The following is a 16,145-nucleotide window of genomic DNA, read 5'->3' as shown; positions in this document are numbered from 1 at the left end:
ACCCCCGAAGCGCCTGCGGCGCCTCCCCCTCAAGGGGGCGCCACCAGCGGCCCGGCAAAGCCGGTTCCGCGGTGGCCCCCGAATAGACAACAGGAGCCCTCCATGTCTGCAGTCTTGCCCCTTCCCTCCACCGGCCAGCCGGCCGGCAAGACGCCTTTGGCGCGCGGCAACCGGGCCGGACAGGGATTTTCGTTCGGCAAGTACCGCGAGATCATCATCGCGGTGGCATTCTTCCTGCTGTTCGACATCGGCGTGCTGGTGTTGAACTTCTACACCTCGTTCAAGATCGACCAGGACACGGTGGCCATCAACCTGGCGGGCCGGCAGCGCTACGTGTCGCAACGCATCGCACGCACGTTGCTGGAGCTGGACGCCGCGCGCGTTTCCGACAAGCCGTACAAGCCCGAGACGCTGGCCGAGCTGCGCGCCGGCGCCAAGATCTTCAACCTTTCGCACTCGGCCTTTCGCGAAGGCGCCACGGTGCCCGGCGGCGACGGCAAGCCCGTGTTCCTGGAAGCCGTCACATCGCCGCGCGGCAGGGAGCTGGAAGACCAGGTAGAAGCGCTGTGGCGGCCCTACTTCGAGCGGCTGCAGCCGCTCAATCTCGACAGCTTCACGCCGCAGCAGCTCGCCGACGCCCTGGCCTACAGTCAGGCCAACAACATCAAGCTGCTCGGCATCGCCAATGATTTCGTCACGGAGACGCAGGCTATCGGCGCGTCTCGGGCGAGCACGCTTCGCATGGTTCAGACGGGCGGGATCGTGCTCGCGCTGCTGAACTTCATCTTCATCCTGTTCAAGTTCTTGACGCGCCTGCGCACCTCGGACGCGGCCATTGAAACGGCCAACGAAGAGAACCGCGAAATCCTGACCAGCGTGCGCGAGGGCCTGTTCCTCATCACGCCGGATTTCCAGCTCGGCTCGCAGCTGTCCCAATCCGCTCACACGCTCTTCGGACGCCAACTGACGCCGGGCGACAACTTCTTCGCCCTCCTGCAGCCGCTGGTCTCGGAAAAGGCACTGACGGACGCCCGCGACTATGTGCAGCTCCTGTTCGCGCCGCACGTCAAGGAGTCGCTGGTTCAAGGCATCAACCCGCTGTCGGAAGTCGAGGTTGCGATCAAGAACCGCCTGGGCGCCGACGCGCGGCGCCACCTGTCGTTCCACTTCAACCGCGTGCAGGAAGGCGGCGCAGTGCGTCACTTGCTGGTCACCGTTCAGGACATCTCCGCGCGCATCGAACTGGAGACGCGGCTGCAGACCGAACGCACGCGCTCGCAAAAAGAGTTTTCGATGCTGCTGAAGGCGATCGACGCCGACCCGGCCTTGCTGCGCCAGTTCGTCTATCGCGCCGAAGGCAGCCTGCTGGAGATCAACGACATCATGCGCAGCACGTCGGCGGCGAACGGCGAGTCCGCGATCCTGAAACGGCTGGACGAGATCGCCCGCCGCGTGCACTCGCTCAAGGGCGATGCAGGGACGCTCGGGCTGGACACCGTCGCCAACCAGGCCCATGCCTTCGAGAGCGAGCTGCTGCGCATTCGCAATTCGGGTGGCGACCTGGGTTCCGCGCTGTTGTCATTGCCGCTGCCAGTCGAGGACCTGCTCACCAAGATCTCCGCGCTCAAGAGCCTGACAGGGCTGCAGCGCCCGGCCGCCGACGACGGCGCGTCACCCGAAGCGGTCAACGCCGCGCTCGCCAAGCTGGCGCAGGACGCGGCCACCGATTGCGGCAAGAAGATCGAACCGGTCGTCCGCATGGGCAGCCAGAGCGATCTGGAAGACACCACCGGGCAACTGGTGCGCGAAATCGCGGTGCAACTGCTGCGCAACGCCGTCGTGCATGGGGTCGAGTCGCCGATGCTGCGCAAGGCCGCCAACAAGCCGGAGCACGGCAAGGTGGATGTGCAGCTGGTGCGCGGCGAGACCGAATGGTCGCTGACCGTGCGCGACGATGGCGCCGGGTTATCCGCCGGGCGCGTCCGCCAGAAGCTGCTGGATCTGGGCTGGTACACCGCCGCCCAGCTGGAGAGCTTCGACGACCGTCAGATCGTCGCGCACATCTTCAAACCCGGCTTCTCGACGGCCGCGGGCGTTTCGATGCATGCGGGGCGCGGCGTTGGCCTGGACGTCGTGCAGGCCAACGTACAGAAGCTCGGCGCTCGCCTGCTGCTCAGCTCGACGCCGGGCCAGTTCACCGAGTTCAAGATCAAATTCGCCGCCTGACCGTAAAGAAGTCCACTGCCATGCGCCTCCTCATCGTCGACGACTCCAACATGATCCGCTCGCGCATCTCGCGCGTGGTGCAGGCCGGCGGCCTGTCGAACATTTCGCTGGTGGGCCTGGCCCGCAACGGCGCCGAAGCCGTGCGCATTGCGCGCTCGACCCAGCCCGAAGTGGTGACCATGGACCTGACCATGCCCGAGATGGACGGTGTCGAGTGCATCGGCCAGCTGCTGCGCATCCTGCCGAAGGTCAACATCCTCGTGGTGAGCGCACTTTCCGACAAATCGACGGCCATCCAGGCACTCAAGCTGGGCGCGCGCGGCTTCGTCGCCAAGCCCTTTTCCGACGACGAACTGAAAATGGCCTTGCTGGACGTGATGGAGACAAGATGATGGACGCCCTGCACGAAACCGAACTCAAGTTGTTCGTCGATTCCGTCCGCCGCTACTTTCAGGTGGTCACCAAGCAGGAGCCGCAGATCACATCTGCCTTCCTCGGCACGGGCGACGTGGACGGCCACGACTTCAACGGCATCGTCACCTTCTCGGGAACCTACAACGGCCACGTCATGGTTTCGATGCCGCCGCAGCTGCTGAAGGAACTGCTCCTGCTGCAAGGCGAGACTGACCTGTCGGAGAGCAACCTGCTGGACGCCGTGGGCGAGATTGCCAACACGCTGGGCGGCAATGCCCGCAAGACGCTTGGCGCCGGATTGAATATCTCGGTCCCCATGAAGCTGCACGGCAGCTCGGGCGTGCGCGCCCGGGTGCGCAAGCACCCGTACGTGATCACGCTGCGCTGGAACCACCAGCCGGCGATGGTGTGCGTGGACATGGAGAAGAGGCACTAGGACGGCCCGCCGCAAAACCAAAGTGGTGCGGCGCACCAATTGCGCCCGCTGAACGCCCCGCATTGATGCGAAGGCGGGCGATTTGGCGTGCCCCACGCTGGCACGTTTCTCGCACTGATTCTGTGAACTTAACGATATGCCTCACAGAGGATTTGCACCATGGCGGGTTTTCGCACCTTTCTGAAGTCGGGCCACGCACCGACATTGTTTGCCGCGTTCCTGTACTTCGACTTCTGCTTCGCGGTATGGGTCCTGAATGGTGCGATGGCACCTTTCATCAGTGAGGCGTATCAGCTCACGGCTGCCCAAAAGGGCTTCATGATCTCGGTACCGATCCTGGCCGGTGCCGTCATGCGGTTTCCCCTCGGCGTCCTGGCGCAGTACATCGGGCGCAAGAATGCGGCACTGGTCGAGATGGGCATGATCGTCGCGGCGCTGGCGTTCGGGTTCTTCTTCATCAGCTCGTATGACCACGTGATCGCGATGGGCGTGCTGCTGGGCATCGCGGGCGCCAGTTTCGGCGTGGCGCTGTCACTGGGTTCGGGCTGGTACCCGCCCAAGTACAAGGGGCTGGCGATGGGCATCGCGGGCGCCGGCAACTCCGGCACCGTGCTGGCAGTGCTGTTCGCCCCGCCGCTGGCCATGGCCTATGGCTGGCAAGCGGTCTACGGCATCGCTGCCTTCTTCATGCTGATCCCGATGGTGGTGATGGTGGTCTTCGCAAAAGAGCCGCCGGACATCGAGCACCAGACCTTCCGCGAGCACATCGCCTGCCTGTTCGAAAAGGACGGCTGGGCCTTCAGCCTGATCTACGTCATCACCTTCGGCGGCTTCATCGGCCTGGCCAGCTTCCTGCCCACCTACTTCCACGACCAATTCGGCGTCACCAAGGTCCAGGCGGGCCAGCTCACGATGCTGGCAGCCCTGATGGGCTCGGCCATCCGCGTGGTGGGCGGCTACATCTCGGATCGCGTCGGCGGCATCAACACCCTTACCGGAGTGCTGGGCGTCGTGGCCGTCACGCTGGTGCTGTGCGGCCTCGCTGGCAGCTCGCTCACCGTCACCACCTTGCTGTTCATGCTGTGCTTCGCCGCGCTGGGCGCGGGCAACGGCGCGCTGTTCCAACTGGTGCCGCTTCGCTGGCCGCTGGCCACGGCCGTCGCCGGCTCCATGATCGGCGAGATCGGCGCGCTGGGCGGCGGATTCCTGCCCAATGCCATGGGCCTGTCCAAGCAGTTCACGGGCACCTATTTCTGGGGTTTCCTCGCCTTCGCCGTGCTGGCCGTCGCCATGCTGGTGATGCTGCGCGTGATGCAGCTGCGCTGGACCCGCACCTGGGCCGAAAAGGGTGGCCGCGCACGGCCGGCAACCGTTGAGCCGGAGGGCAAGACCAGGCTGGCCACGGCCAAGTAATGGCAGGCATCCGCAATTTCCTGGGCGCCGGCCACGCCCCGACGCTCGGCGCCGCGTTCTTCTACTTCGCGTTTTCCTGCTGCATCTGGGTGATGAACGGCGCCATGGCGCCCTTCATCACGGAGGCCTACAACCTCTCGCCCGCGCAGAAGGGCGTGATGCTGTCGGTGCCCATTTTCGCGGGTGCGCTAATGCGCTTTCCGCTGGGCATCCTGGCCCAGTACATCGGCCGAAAGAATGCCACGCTGGTCGAGATGGCGTTGATCATGGTGGCGCTGCTGTTCGGCTATTTCTTCGTTGATTCGTACGGCAGCCTGCTGGCCATGGGCGTGCTGCTGGGCATCGCCGGGGCCAGCTTCGGCGTGGCATTGAGCCTGGGCTCGGGCTCTTTCCCCGCGCGGTACAAGGGCCTGGCCATGGGCCTTGTGGGGGCAGGCAACGTGGGAACGGCCGTCTCCGTACTGGTCGCGCCCGCGTTGGCGCAGCGTCTCGGCTGGCAGACGGTTTACGGCATCGCCGCAGTGGCCATGCTGCTGCCGATGCTGGCGATGATCTTCTTTGCCAAGGAGCCGCCGGATATCGCGCCGCACGCGCCGCTGCGCGAGCACATCGCCTGCTTGTTCGAGAAAGACGGCTGGGCCTTCAGCGTGATCTACGCTGTGACGTTCGGCGGCTTCATCGGGCTCACCACCTTCCTGCCCTCGTACTACTACGACCAGTTCGGCGTGAGCAAGGTGCAAGCCGGCCAGCTGTCCATGCTGGCGGCTTTCATGGGCGCCGCGGTGCGCATCTTCGGCGGCTGGATTTCCGACCACTGGGGCGGCGTGAACACCCTCACCGCGGTGCTGGCCACCGTGGCCGTGACACTGGTGTTGTGCGGCCTGGCCGGCAATTCGCTGGTGGCAACTACTTTGCTCTTCATGCTGTGCTTCGGCGCGCTGGGCGCGGGCAACGGCGCCCTCTTCCAGCTCGTGCCGCTGCGCTGGCCGCTGGCCACGGCCGTGGCAGGCTCGATGATCGGCGAGGTGGGCGCACTGGGCGGCGGGCTCGTCCCCAATGCGATGGGGCTTTCCAAACAGTACACCGGCACGTACCTGTGGGGCTTCGTGCTGTTCTCGCTCTGCACGGTGCTGGTCCTGTTGATGCTGCGCACCATGCAGATCCGCTGGACGCGGACCTGGGCTGAGAAGGGCGGTCGCGCGCGCACGGCGTGATCAGCGCCTACTTCGGCAGAAACAGCAGCCAGTAGATCAGCAGCAGGTTGAACAGCACGCTCACGCCGAGCGCGATCTTCCACAGGGCTGTGGGGTCGCGCTGGATCAGTGGTGTGGGTGGAGGCGCCGTTAGCGGGCGGGAAGCGCCCCGCTCCAGTGCCAGCAGGAACTCCTCCGCCGTTTCGAAGCGCTGGCGCTTGTCACGGGCCACAGCCTTGAGCACCACGTGGTCGAGCCAGATCGGCACCTCGGGGTTGCGGCGGCTCGGTGCGATCGGGTCGCGGTAGTAGCGCCCGGCTTGATAGGGAAGCACGTCGCCGTACGGGAGCTTCCCGCCGGTGAGCAGCTGGTAGAGCGTGACCCCCAATGCAAACAAGTCGCTCTGCGCGTCGGGGCCTTCCTCCGGCCCCTCCCCGCCCTGTGCCTGGAAGCCCCATTGCTCGGGATTGATGTAGCTGGGTGTACCGGCGTGCAAAAGCCGTGTCGCTTCGGGCTCGCGTCCGCTCAACGCCACACCGAGGTCCAGCAGGCGCAGCACGCCGTCCTCGCCCTGGTGCAGGTTGGCCGGCTTCACGTCGCGATGGATCACGCTCTGGCGGTGCAGACGGCCCAGCGCGCGCGCCACGTGCGTGGCTGCTGCCACCGCCTGGTTGATGCCGAAGCTGTGCTTGCGGTCCAGCATCTGCTGCAGCGTTTCGCCGCCGTGCCACTCGTACAGCAGGTAAAAGGCCGTCGGCGATTCCACCAGCGGATCGTGCAGTGCCACCAGGTTTTCCGACGCACGGCCCGAGGCCATCCGCTTGGCCAGCCAGGCTTCGTGCGCCAGCATGGCCCGTTCCTCGGCGTCATGCGCACGTTGGGGATTCAATGTCTTCAGCGCGTAGAGCTTTCCGCGCGCGCCGAGCGCCGACGGGCCGCCCCTAGGCGCGAGAGCCCCCTCGGGGGGCAGCGAGGACACGTCAGTGCCGAGCGTGGGGGCAATACTTCTCACCTGGTACAAGAGGTTGATGCCGTTGTCGGCAACCAGCGAAGTGACCGCCAGCCCGTCGAGGGTGTCGCCCATCTTGAGCTTGGGCGGAATCGGCAGTTGCAGCGCCGCCCGGTTTTCGTCTTGCAGGGTGGCGTCCAGCACGCCAAGCACGCGTACCACCAGGGCGGTGCAGTTGTCGCCACTTCCCTGGTCCAGCGCCGTGCGCACCAGCAACTCGCTGAGCGCCTGGGCGCCATCGGCGGCCAGCGCCTTCAACCGCTTGGCGGGCACGACGTTGTGAACACCGTCTGACAGCAAGACGAACACATCGCCCACGTGAAGATCGCCCTGGCTGTAATCCACCACCAGGCGTTCTTCGGCACCCACGGCCCGCAGCAGCTTGTGGCTGAAGTCGGGATGGTCCATCGCATGGTCTTGTGTCAACTGCGTCAGTTCGCCGCCTCGCAGCAGGTAGGCCCGCGTGTCGCCCACGTGCGCCAGCGCGTAGCTCTGGCCACGCAGGACCACCGCCGTCAGCGTGGTCAGCCCGCAGGCCGGAGCGCGGCGGCGGTTCAAACCGGCGAGCCACGAGTTCTGCGCGCCGATGATCCGGTCCAACGCCACGGTCGTATCCCAGGTTTCGGGCGTACCGAAGTAGTCGCGCACCAAACTGGTCACCGTGGTCTGCGCGGCTTCACGGCCCATGCCGCCCATGCTCACGCCATCGGCTATGGCCGCAATCGCGCCCATGGCCTCGCGGCCCGGCTCGGGCAGCATCGCTGCCGCGAAGTCCTCGTTGATCTCTTTCTTGCCGGTCAACGAGGTGAAGCCGATGTCGATTTCAAAAGCCATGCACCAGCCTAAGCAAGATCGATGCCCAAGATGGTGCACCGCAACAGACGTGGTGCGCCGCCCTTTGGTGCACCTCCTGGGAAGACGGGGCCCCAAAAACTGGCATGACCCTTGCACTCCATTGAAAGAAGTATCCATTGGAGAGAAAAGTGAAAAGATCGAAGTTGGTGATGGTGGGCAACGGCATGGCGGGCGTGCGCACCATCGAAGAGCTTCTGAAAGTCGCGCCGGACCTGTACGACATCGCGGTCTTCGGCGCCGAGCCGCATCCCAACTACAACCGCATCCTGCTCTCGCCGGTGCTCGCCGGCGAGCAGACGCTGGACGAGATCGTGCTGAACTCCTGGGAGTGGTACGAAGAGAACAACATCAAGCTCCACGCCGGCAAGAAGGTGATCGAGGTTGATCGCGTGCGCCGCGTGGTGCGTGCGGAAGACGGCACCGAGGAGCCGTATGACCGCCTCCTGATGTGCACCGGCTCCAACCCCTTCATTCTGCCCGTGCCGGGCAAGGACTTGCAGGGCGTGATCGCCTACCGCGACATCGCCGACACCAACGCGATGATCGACGCGTCGCAGAAATACAAGAAGGCTGTCGTCATCGGCGGCGGACTGCTGGGCCTGGAAGCCGCCAACGGCCTGATGCTGCGCGGCATGGACGTCACCGTGGTGCACGTCATGCCCTGGCTGATGGAGCGCCAGCTGGACGACGTGGCGGGCAAGCTGCTGCAGAAGTCGCTGGAAGACCGCGGCCTCAAGTTCCTGATCGGCGCACAGACGCAGGAGCTCGTTCCCGACAAAGATGGCCGTGTGATGGCCATCAAGTTCAAGGACGGCATGGAGATCCCCACGGACCTGGTCGTCATGGCCGTCGGCATCCGCCCCAACACCGAGCTGGCCGAGACGATGCGCCTGCACTGCAACCGCGGCATCGTCGTCAACGACACGATGCAGACGGTGACCGATGCACGCATCTACTCCGTCGGTGAATGCGCCGCCCACCGCGGCATCGCCTACGGCCTGGTGGCCCCGCTGTTCGAGCAGGCCAAGGTCGCGGCCAACCACCTGGCCCAGTTCGGCATCGGCCGCTACACCGGCTCGCTCACTTCCACCAAGCTGAAGGTCACGGGCATCGACCTGTTCTCCGCCGGTGAATTCATGGGCGGCGAAGGCACGGAGCAGATCGTCATGTCCGACCCGGGCGGCGGAGTCTACAAGAAGCTGGTCATCAAGGGCGACAAGCTGGTGGGCGCCTGCTTGTACGGCGACACCGTGGACGGCAGCTGGTACTTCAAGCTGCTGCGCGACGGCCGCAGTGTGAAGGACATCCGCGACAAGCTGCTCGTCGGCGAATCCAACATCGGCGACACCGGCCACGAGGGCCACAACAAGGCCGCCTCCATGCCCGACGACGCAGAGGTCTGCGGCTGCAACGGCGTGAACAAGGGCACGATCTGCAAGGCCATCAAGGAAAAGGGCCTGTTCACGCTCGACGAGGTGAAGAAGCACACCAAGGCCAGCGCCTCCTGCGGCTCCTGCACCGGCCTGGTGGAACAGATCCTGATGTTCACCGCCGGCGGCGACTACTCGGCCACGCCGAAGCTCAAGCCGATGTGCGCGTGCACCGACCATGGCCACCAGGCCGTGCGCGATGCCATCCGCGACAGCAAGCTGCTGAAGATCGCCGACGTGTTCAAGGCCATGAGCTGGAAGACGCCCAACGGCTGCTCCAGCTGCCGCCCGGCCGTCAACTACTACCTCATCTCCACCTGGCCCCATGAGGCCAAGGACGATCCGCAATCTCGTTTCATCAACGAGCGCAGCCACGCCAACATCCAGAAGGACGGCACCTACTCCGTCATCCCGCGCATGTGGGGCGGCGAAACCACGGCTGACGAACTGCGCCGCATCGCGGATGCGGTGGACAAGTACAAGATTCCGACCGTCAAGGTCACCGGCGGCCAGCGTATCGACCTCTTGGGCGTCAAGAAGGAAGACCTGCAGAACGTCTGGAAGGACATCGGCATGCCTTCGGGCCACGCCTACGCCAAGGCGCTGCGCACGGTGAAGACCTGCGTCGGCAGCGAGTGGTGCCGCATGGGCACGCAGGACTCCACCCAGATGGGCAAGGACCTGGAAAAAGCCATGTGGCGCATGTACGCGCCGCACAAGGTGAAGTTCGCCGTGTCGGGCTGCCCGCGCAACTGCGCCGAAGCCGGCATCAAGGACGTCGGGATCATCGGCGTCGACTCCGGCTGGGAGATGTACGTCGCCGGCAACGGCGGCATCAAGACGGAAGTGGCGCACTTCTTCACCAAGCTCAAGACGTCGGAAGAAGTGCTGGAGTACACCGGCGCCTTCATGCAGCTGTACCGCGAGGAAGGCTGGTACCTGGAGCGCACGGTGCATTACGTCGGCCGCGTTGGCCTGGACTATGTGAAGAAAAAGATCCTGGAAGACCACGACCTGCGCCGTGCCCTGTGGGCCCGCCTGCAAGCCGCGCTCAAGGACGAGCCCGATCCGTGGTTCGAATTCGACAAGGCGGCCGTGGACACGCGCCAGTTCGACAAGTTGCCCGCCTGAACAGAGAACGAAGTATGAAAAGACGCGACTTCATCGCATCGTCCGCCGCGCTACTCGGCCTGTCGGCCCACGCGCAGGTGACGGACCTCAACGACGCCATCAACAAGGCCGGGCGCCAGCGCATGCTGTCGCAGCGCATCAGCAAGGCCTACCTGGCACTGGCCCACAAGGTGGAAGCCGACTCCGCCCGTCAGGTGCTGGACCGCTCGCTGGCGTTGTTCGACCGCCAGCTGGCCGAACTCAAGGCTTTTGCCCCGGCGCCCGATATTCGCGAAACCTACGCCAAGCTCGAAGCCGTGTGGAGCGAGTTCAAGGGCGTCGTGGTCGGGACGGCCCCTGCCAAGGAGCACGCTGCCAAGGTCATCCAGCTGGACGGCGCCATCCTGGCGCTGGCCAACCAGGGCACGCAGCAATACGAGCGGGCATCCGCCAAAACGGTGGGCAAGCTGGTGAACATCGCCGGCCGCCAGCGCATGCTGTCGCAGCGCATGGCCAAGTTCTACCTGGCCAACGCCATGAAGGTGGACCCGCAGGGCAGCGTCGCCGAGATCGGCAAGGCCCGCGCCGAATTCGTGGCGGCCACGGAGCTGCTGCGCAACGCGCCGGAGACAACGCCGAAGATCAAGGAAGAACTCGGCTTGGCGGATATGCAGTGGATCTTTTTCAACCAGGGGCTGCAGCACATGGACGGGATGCAATCGCCCAAGCTGATGTCGGATGTGTTCGTCACCAGCGAAAACCTGCTGAGCGTGATGGACCGGATCACCGGCCTGTACAGCGGAATCAAAGTTTCAGGAGCAGCGTGATGAGTGAATGGAAACCGATCTGCCGCGTGGACGACATCCCCGTGCTGGGCTCGCGGTGCGTCGCCCGCCCCAAGGGCGTCGACGTCGCGGTGTTCCGCAACGACCAGGACGAAGTGTTCGCCCTGCTCGACCGTTGCCCCCACAAGGGTGGCCCTCTGTCGCAGGGCATCGTGTTCGGCACCAGTGTGGCATGCCCCTTGCACAACTGGACCATCGGCATGGCCGACGGCTGCGCCAAGGCACCAGATGAGGGCTGTACCCCGAAGTTCGCGGTGAAGGTGGAAGCCGGCGTGGTTCACCTGGACGCCAACGAACTCGCCAACCACGCCACCGACCTGCCCCGGCCCGTCGCCGGCCCGACGCTTAGAGAAACCGCCACAACGTAAGTCAACGCATGCTATTCGGCCGCACCCATCGCAAGCCCATCTCCATTCCGGCCAAGGAGGTCAAGGAGTGGAAGTACACGACGTGCAACTACTGCTCGACCGGTTGCGCCATCGAGATCGGCCTGAACGAGAAGGGCAAGATCGTCACCAGCCGTGGCCACGCCGGCGCCGACGTGAACCGCGGCAAGCTGTGCATCAAGGGCCTGCTGGAGCACGAGCTGTTCGACTCGCCCGGCCGTGGCACCATGCCGCTGATGCGCGAAAAGGCGCACCTGCCGTTCCAGCCCGCCAATTGGGAAGCAGCGCTGGACAAGACGGCTGAGAAGATCAAGGAAATCCAGGCCAAGTACGGCCGCGATTCGTTCGCCGTGGTCTCCACCGGGCAGTTGCTGACGGAAGAGTTCTACACCCTGGGCAAGCTGGTGCGCGGCCAGATCGGCACCAACAACTACGACGGCAACACCACGCTGTGCATGGCCTCGGCCGTGTCCGGCTACAAGCGCTCCTTCGGCTCCGACGGCCCGCCCGGCTGCTATGGCGACTTCGAGCACACGCACTGCCTGATGGCCTTCGGCTCCAACCTGCCCGAGCAGCACCCCATCATCTATTGGCGGCTGAAGGAAGCGCTGGAAAAGCGCAAGTTCCCGCTGATCGTGGTCGATCCGCGCGTGACCATGCTGGCCCAGTTCGCCGACATCCACCTGCCGATCACGCCTGGGACCGACACGGTGCTGATCAACGCGATGATGCACGTCATCTTCAAGGAAGGCCTGCAGGACGACGAGTACATCGCCAACCACACGCAAGGTATCGAGGAACTGCGCGCGCTGGTTGCCGACTACGACCCCAAGACGGCCCAGCACATCTGCGGCATCGACGAGGACCGCATCCGCACCGTCGCGCGCATCTATGCCAAGGCGCCGGCCGCCATGAGCATCTGGACCATGGGCATCAACCAGTCCACCCACGGCTCGGACGGCGTGGTCGACATCAACAACCTCAACTTGATCACCGGCAACATCGGCATCCCCGGCGGCACCAGCCTGTCGATCACAGGCCAGTGCAATGCGATGGGCACGCGCGAATGGTCGTCATGCTCGGGCCTGCCCGGCTACCGTGCGCTGGAAAAAGAAAAGGACCGCAAGCACATCGCCGACTTCTGGGGCATCGACGAGAGCTTCTTCCCGGCCAAGCGCGGCCTGGCGCAAACCGACATCTTCCCCGCCATCGAAACCGGCGAGATCAAGGGCCTGTGGCTGGTGGCCACCAACCCCATGACCTCCATGCCCAACCAGCCGCGCATCATCAAGGCGATGGAGAACCTGGAGTTCCTGGTGGTGCAGGACGTCTACGAAGACGTGGAGACCAACAAGTACTCGCACGTCTTCCTGCCGGCCGCCGTGTGGGCCGAGAAGGAAGGCTGCCACACCAACACCGAGCGGCGCGTCAACCTCACGCGCAACGTGCTGCCGGCCTACGCCGACTCCAAGCCCGACTTCTGGATCTTCAACGAGATGGCCAAGCGGTTCGAGGACCGCAACAAGATCCACTTCCCCGCTACGCCCGAAGGCGCCTTCGAGGAAATGAAGATCCTGTCCGTCGGCGAGGGCCGCACGCTGGACATCTCGGGCATGAGCTACGACCGCATCGAGGCCGCGCGCGGCATCCAGTGGCCGTACAGCGAAGAGCAGGCCCAGGCCGACATGCAGAAGGGCGGCTTCTCGCAGAACCTCGACATGAAGAAGCGGCTGCCCTTCGACGGCGATCCGCGCCTGTACACCGACGGCGTGTTCCAGACGCCCAGTGGCAAGGCCAACCTGATCCCGGTGCGCTTCGTCAACAACAACGAATGCCCGGACGGCGAATACCCGTTCTGGCTGAATTCGGGCCGCGTGGTGGAGCACTTCCACACCCGCACCCGCACAGGCAAGATCGGCAACTGCAACAAGTTCAGCCCCACGCCGTACATGGAGATGAACCCCGACGCGGCTGAAGAGTTGGGCATCGAACACAGCAGCTACGTGCGCGTCGTCAGCCGCCGCGGCGACGCGGTGGTGATGGTGCAGCTCACGCATCGCGTGGGCCGCAACATGGTGTTCATCCCCTTCCACTTCCATGACTGCGTGAACCGCCTGACGCTGGGCCTGCTGGACCCGTACTCGCGCCAGCCGGCGTTCAAGCAGAACGCCGTGCGCATCGAGAAGACCGACCAGCAGGAAGCCGCACGCCTGAACCTGGAACGCCGCACGTTCTGAAGCCATGAGCAGCGCAACGCCATCCGTCCCCCGCCTGTTCGGCTTCATCGCCGGCAGCGACGGGCCGTGGCGCGTGGAGCGGATCACTCCCGTCGTCGGTGAGCCCGTGCCTCCCGCCACCAGGATCAGCGTCGTTGCCGATGCGGCAGTCGAGCTACCCGCGAACGCCTCGTGGTCGCTGCGCGGCATCACCAGCAACGAGCGCTATGTGGAGCGCGAGGAAAAGACCACCCTGGTCGCCAAGCAGGAAGGCCTGGGCCGACCCGCGGCCACCCGCGCCGCCCTGATCCCGATCCGCAAAAACGCCGCCTGGTGGGCGCTGACGCAGGACGAGCGCCGCGCCGTCTTCGAAGCCCAGTCGCAGCACATCGCGATCGGCCTGAAATACCTGCCTGCCGTGGCCCGGCGCCTGCACCACTGCCGTGACCTCGGCCCGTCGGAGCCTTTCGACTTCATTACCTGGTTCGAGTACGCGCCGGCCGACTCCGCTGCCTTTGAAGAGCTCGTGCACGCATTGCGTTCGTCGCCCGAATGGAACTACGTCGACCGTGAAGTCGACATCCGCTTAGCCCTGGACCCGGCCTGAAACCGAGACATACCGCCATGATGAACATCACCACCAACCTGAAGACCGGCGAGGCCATGCTGCTGCCGGTGGGTTCCACGGCGCCCGCGACGCCCCCGGGCCGCAAGATCTGGGAAATCCGCACCGAGGAGCAGCACTACGCGATGCTGCGTGACCAGACGATCAAGGAAACAAACCGCTACGGCCAGAAGATCGACCTGATCGCGCACACCGAAGGCAAGCTGCCGGTCGGCCGCTCGATGTTCATCAACGAGAACCCGGCGGTGGGCACCAACCCCAACCGCAACAAGCAGCACGGCTTTTTCTTCACCGCCGACAACTGCATCGGCTGCCACGCCTGCGAAGCGGCTTGCAGCGAAAAGAACGACAACCCCGCGCACCTGGCCTTCCGCTCGGTCGGCTATGTGGAAGGCGGCAGCTACCCCGACTACAAGCGCATGAACATCTCGATGGCCTGCAACCATTGCGATGACCCGGTCTGCCTGAAAGGCTGCCCTACCCGCGCCTACACCAAGCACGTCGAATACGGCGCGGTGCTGCAGGACCCGGAAACCTGCTTCGGCTGCGGCTACTGCACCTGGGTCTGCCCGTACAACGCGCCGCAGCTCGACCCGGTCAAGGGTCAGGTCTCCAAGTGCAATATGTGCGTGGACCGGCTCGAAGTGGGCTTGAAGCCCGCCTGCGTCTCCGCCTGTGTGGGCAACGCGCTGGACTTCGGCGTCATCGAGAACATCCCCGAAAACCGCGAGCAGGCACGCGTCGAAATCCCCGGCTTCCCCTCGCCCGAGATCACCCAGCCCAACATCCGCTTCCAGCAGATCAAGCAGCTGCCCGACGAAATGAAGCGCACCGACTCCATGCCGGTGAAGTACCACAAGGACGACAAGGGACGTTACCGGCCCGCCATCGACCAGAAGCAGGGCAAGGCCCAGCACTGGAACGTCGCGCGCCTGTCCTCGCGCGAGAACCCGCTGGTGCTGTTCACCCTGGCCGCGCAGGCCTCCGCCGGCGCCTTCGCGCTCACTTTCCTCGGCGCCCAGGCCGGGCTGCGGGGCTTTGCCACGTTCGCCCAGTCAGCGGTGTACGCGCCGCTGGCCATCCTGTGCTTCCTGATGGTGGCTTTCGGCCTGTTCATGTCCACCATGCACCTGGGCAAGCCGCACCGCTTCTACCGCGGCTTCAACAACCTGCGCCACTCGCCGGTGTCGCGCGAAGGCCTGGGCATCGCGATCTTCATGGGCGCGCTGGGCATGCACATCCTGTTCAGCTTGCCGGGCAACAGCCTGTTCCAGTCGGTTTTTGCCGCGGTCCTCTCGCGCGACATCGCCGATGTGGTGAGCCTGTCCGCTGCGGCGGCCGCGGCCCGCGGGTTCGGCTACCTGGCCCTTTTGGGCAGCGCTGGCGGCCTGTACTACATGTACAAGTGCTACCGCATCAAGGCACGCCCGTTCTGGAACCACTGGCAAGTCGGCACGGCTTTCGTGGGCAGCGCGTTGTCCCTGGGCGCGCTGGTCGCCGGCATCGTGATGATCGCCACCCAGGCCTTCAACGGCCTGCCCTTCATCAACATCGCCACCGTCTGCACGGCCCTGATGTGCGTGGGCATGCTGGTCGAAGGCATCGGCCACACGGCGCACGCCAAGGCCATGGGCACAGCCGAGCATGAAGGCGGCGCGTCGTACTACATCCAGACCACGACCTTCGGCAAGACCTACAGGCTGCGTAATGCCATGCTGGGCCTGAACCTCGGCCTGGCCTGCGCGCTGCTGGCGAGCATGCTGGTGCTGGATGCCATCAACGTCTTCACACTGCTGGGCCTGGCGGTCGTCGGCGCCACACTGGTCGCCACCAGCCTGATCGGCCGCGCCCTGTTCTACGTGCTGGTCATTCCGACCACGATGCCCGGCGCCTTCTTCTGGAAGAACAAGGGCTTCGAAGAGCATGCCCGCGACATCGGCCTGGCGAACATGCCGCAAGTTGGCGTTGCGCCGCTCAGGCACTAAGC

12 protein-coding genes are annotated in these 16,145 nt (G+C 65.1%); 11 read left to right on the top strand and 1 reads right to left on the bottom strand.

Annotated features, from left to right (window positions below; all coding sequences use genetic code 11):
- Positions 1–102: 102 nt before the first annotated feature.
- The 5 genes from EEB15_RS21050 (at position 103) to EEB15_RS21030 (ending at position 5,703) form a co-directional block, all read left to right on the top strand.
- Entirely contained in the window at positions 103–2,226 is a 2,124-nt protein-coding gene (locus EEB15_RS21050) for an ATP-binding protein (protein ID WP_141511848.1), read from the top strand.
- Between the two features lie 20 nt (positions 2,227–2,246).
- A complete protein-coding gene (locus EEB15_RS21045) occupies positions 2,247–2,618 on the top strand; it encodes a response regulator transcription factor (protein WP_141511847.1) in 372 nt (123 codons plus the stop codon).
- Positions 2,615–3,076 carry a chemotaxis protein CheX gene (locus EEB15_RS21040; RefSeq protein WP_233259564.1) on the top strand — a complete coding sequence of 154 codons (462 nt, stop codon included), beginning with the start codon at positions 2,615–2,617 and terminating at the stop codon, positions 3,074–3,076. The genes EEB15_RS21045 and EEB15_RS21040 overlap by 4 nt, the downstream gene beginning before the upstream one ends.
- Before the next feature lie 159 nt (positions 3,077–3,235).
- On the top strand, positions 3,236–4,489 hold the full coding sequence (locus EEB15_RS21035; protein ID WP_141511845.1) for a nitrate/nitrite transporter: 1,254 nt from the start codon (positions 3,236–3,238) through the stop codon (positions 4,487–4,489).
- Entirely contained in the window at positions 4,489–5,703 is a 1,215-nt protein-coding gene (locus EEB15_RS21030; RefSeq protein WP_141511844.1) for a nitrate/nitrite transporter, read from the top strand. The genes EEB15_RS21035 and EEB15_RS21030 overlap by 1 nt, the downstream gene beginning before the upstream one ends.
- A 7-nt stretch (positions 5,704–5,710) precedes the next feature.
- Here the strand turns inward: EEB15_RS21030 and EEB15_RS21025 are convergent, their stop codons facing one another.
- Entirely contained in the window at positions 5,711–7,525 is a 1,815-nt protein-coding gene (locus EEB15_RS21025) for a bifunctional protein-serine/threonine kinase/phosphatase (protein ID WP_141511843.1), read from the bottom strand.
- Between the two features lie 149 nt (positions 7,526–7,674).
- On the opposite strand from EEB15_RS21025, the gene nirB reads away from it, so the two are divergent.
- From nirB to EEB15_RS20995, 6 genes are read left to right on the top strand one after another with little or no spacing between them, the layout of a single operon-like run.
- A complete protein-coding gene (nirB, locus tag EEB15_RS21020) occupies positions 7,675–10,107 on the top strand; it encodes a nitrite reductase large subunit NirB (protein ID WP_141511842.1) in 2,433 nt (810 codons plus the stop codon).
- A gap of 14 nt (positions 10,108–10,121) precedes the next feature.
- Positions 10,122–10,913: a type IV pili methyl-accepting chemotaxis transducer N-terminal domain-containing protein gene (locus EEB15_RS21015; RefSeq protein WP_141511841.1), complete on the top strand. Its 792-nt coding sequence runs from the start codon at positions 10,122–10,124 to the stop codon at positions 10,911–10,913.
- Positions 10,913–11,299: a nitrite reductase small subunit NirD gene (nirD, locus tag EEB15_RS21010; RefSeq protein WP_141511840.1), complete on the top strand. Its 387-nt coding sequence runs from the start codon at positions 10,913–10,915 to the stop codon at positions 11,297–11,299. Before EEB15_RS21015 ends, nirD begins: the two co-directional genes overlap by 1 nt.
- Positions 11,300–11,307: 8 nt before the next feature.
- Entirely contained in the window at positions 11,308–13,554 is a 2,247-nt protein-coding gene (locus tag EEB15_RS21005; RefSeq protein WP_141511839.1) for a molybdopterin oxidoreductase family protein, read from the top strand.
- Between the two features lie 4 nt (positions 13,555–13,558).
- Positions 13,559–14,140 (top strand): chlorite dismutase family protein, encoded by a 582-nt coding sequence (locus EEB15_RS21000; RefSeq protein WP_141511838.1) that lies wholly within the window; start codon positions 13,559–13,561, stop codon positions 14,138–14,140.
- A 17-nt stretch (positions 14,141–14,157) separates the two neighbouring features.
- Positions 14,158–16,143 (top strand): DmsC/YnfH family molybdoenzyme membrane anchor subunit, encoded by a 1,986-nt coding sequence (locus tag EEB15_RS20995; protein WP_199236587.1) that lies wholly within the window; start codon positions 14,158–14,160, stop codon positions 16,141–16,143.
- Positions 16,144–16,145 lie beyond the last annotated feature (2 nt).

The sequence above is a fragment of the Ramlibacter sp. WS9 genome (assembly GCF_003797765.1).
Taxonomy (GTDB): Bacteria; Pseudomonadota; Gammaproteobacteria; order Burkholderiales; family Burkholderiaceae_C; genus Ramlibacter.
This window is presented reverse-complemented; position numbering and strand designations above follow the sequence as displayed.

Bases quoted from the DNA above. Each gene is read 5' to 3' on its own strand.
- EEB15_RS21050 (WP_141511848.1), top strand. From the start codon at position 103: ATGTCTGCAGTCTTGCCCCTTCCCTCCACCGGCCAGCCGGCCGGCAAG.
- EEB15_RS21045 (WP_141511847.1), top strand. From the start codon at position 2,247: ATGCGCCTCCTCATCGTCGACGACTCCAACATGATCCGCTCGCGCATC.
- EEB15_RS21040 (WP_233259564.1), top strand. From the start codon at position 2,615: ATGATGGACGCCCTGCACGAAACCGAACTCAAGTTGTTCGTCGATTCC.
- EEB15_RS21035 (WP_141511845.1), top strand. From the start codon at position 3,236: ATGGCGGGTTTTCGCACCTTTCTGAAGTCGGGCCACGCACCGACATTG.
- EEB15_RS21030 (WP_141511844.1), top strand. From the start codon at position 4,489: ATGGCAGGCATCCGCAATTTCCTGGGCGCCGGCCACGCCCCGACGCTC.
- EEB15_RS21025 (WP_141511843.1), bottom strand. From the start codon at position 7,525: ATGGCTTTTGAAATCGACATCGGCTTCACCTCGTTGACCGGCAAGAAA.
- EEB15_RS21015 (WP_141511841.1), top strand. From the start codon at position 10,122: ATGAAAAGACGCGACTTCATCGCATCGTCCGCCGCGCTACTCGGCCTG.
- nirD (WP_141511840.1), top strand. From the start codon at position 10,913: ATGAGTGAATGGAAACCGATCTGCCGCGTGGACGACATCCCCGTGCTG.
- EEB15_RS21005 (WP_141511839.1), top strand. From the start codon at position 11,308: ATGCTATTCGGCCGCACCCATCGCAAGCCCATCTCCATTCCGGCCAAG.
- EEB15_RS21000 (WP_141511838.1), top strand. From the start codon at position 13,559: ATGAGCAGCGCAACGCCATCCGTCCCCCGCCTGTTCGGCTTCATCGCC.
- EEB15_RS20995 (WP_199236587.1), top strand. From the start codon at position 14,158: ATGATGAACATCACCACCAACCTGAAGACCGGCGAGGCCATGCTGCTG.